This is a genomic window from Weissella cibaria KACC 11862 (genome assembly GCF_000193635.1).
Classification (GTDB): Bacteria; Bacillota; Bacilli; order Lactobacillales; family Lactobacillaceae; genus Weissella; species Weissella cibaria.
Map to the genome: position 1 here is coordinate 1 of NZ_AEKT01000037.1, position 1741 is coordinate 1741.

At 49.1% G+C, this 1741-nt stretch carries 1 rRNA gene; it reads left to right on the top strand.

Annotated features, from left to right (window positions below):
- The first annotated feature begins 100 nt into the window (after window positions 1-100).
- Window positions 101-1677, top strand: a 16S ribosomal RNA gene (locus ESE_RS0108510).
- The last annotated feature ends 64 nt before the right edge of the window (window positions 1678-1741 follow it).

Sequence of the window (1741 nt, forward strand, 5' to 3'; positions counted from 1 at the left end):
ATCAAGCTAGTTCTTGATGCAAAAACATTTGCGAAGTCAATTCGCTAGTAAATTCGTTTAACTTCTGTTAAACAACAAAAATTGAGTTATACTCAAACTTCAAATTGAGAGTTTGATCCTGGCTCAGGATGAACGCTGGCGGCGTGCCTAATACATGCAAGTCGAACGCTTTGTGGTTCAACTGATTTGAAGAGCTTGCTCAGATATGACGATGGACATTGCAAAGAGTGGCGAACGGGTGAGTAACACGTGGGAAACCTACCTCTTAGCAGGGGATAACATTTGGAAACAGATGCTAATACCGTATAACAATAGCAACCGCATGGTTGCTACTTAAAAGATGGTTCTGCTATCACTAAGAGATGGTCCCGCGGTGCATTAGTTAGTTGGTGAGGTAATGGCTCACCAAGACGATGATGCATAGCCGAGTTGAGAGACTGATCGGCCACAATGGGACTGAGACACGGCCCATACTCCTACGGGAGGCAGCAGTAGGGAATCTTCCACAATGGGCGAAAGCCTGATGGAGCAACGCCGCGTGTGTGATGAAGGGTTTCGGCTCGTAAAACACTGTTGTAAGAGAAGAATGACATTGAGAGTAACTGTTCAATGTGTGACGGTATCTTACCAGAAAGGAACGGCTAAATACGTGCCAGCAGCCGCGGTAATACGTATGTTCCAAGCGTTATCCGGATTTATTGGGCGTAAAGCGAGCGCAGACGGTTATTTAAGTCTGAAGTGAAAGCCCTCAGCTCAACTGAGGAATTGCTTTGGAAACTGGATGACTTGAGTGCAGTAGAGGAAAGTGGAACTCCATGTGTAGCGGTGAAATGCGTAGATATATGGAAGAACACCAGTGGCGAAGGCGGCTTTCTGGACTGTAACTGACGTTGAGGCTCGAAAGTGTGGGTAGCAAACAGGATTAGATACCCTGGTAGTCCACACCGTAAACGATGAGTGCTAGGTGTTTGAGGGTTTCCGCCCTTAAGTGCCGCAGCTAACGCATTAAGCACTCCGCCTGGGGAGTACGACCGCAAGGTTGAAACTCAAAGGAATTGACGGGGACCCGCACAAGCGGTGGAGCATGTGGTTTAATTCGAAGCAACGCGAAGAACCTTACCAGGTCTTGACATCCCTTGACAACTCCAGAGATGGAGCGTTCCCTTCGGGGACAAGGTGACAGGTGGTGCATGGTTGTCGTCAGCTCGTGTCGTGAGATGTTGGGTTAAGTCCCGCAACGAGCGCAACCCTTATTACTAGTTGCCAGCATTTAGTTGGGCACTCTAGTGAGACTGCCGGTGACAAACCGGAGGAAGGTGGGGATGACGTCAAATCATCATGCCCCTTATGACCTGGGCTACACACGTGCTACAATGGCGTATACAACGAGTTGCCAACCCGCGAGGGTGAGCTAATCTCTTAAAGTACGTCTCAGTTCGGATTGTAGGCTGCAACTCGCCTACATGAAGTCGGAATCGCTAGTAATCGCGGATCAGCACGCCGCGGTGAATACGTTCCCGGGTCTTGTACACACCGCCCGTCACACCATGAGAGTTTGTAACACCCAAAGCCGGTGGGGTAACCTTCGGGAGCCAGCCGTCTAAGGTGGGACAGATGATTAGGGTGAAGTCGTAACAAGGTAGCCGTAGGAGAACCTGCGGCTGGATCACCTCCTTTCTAAGGAAAATCGGAAACCTACACATTCATTGAAACGATATTCAGTTTTGAGTGATTTACACTC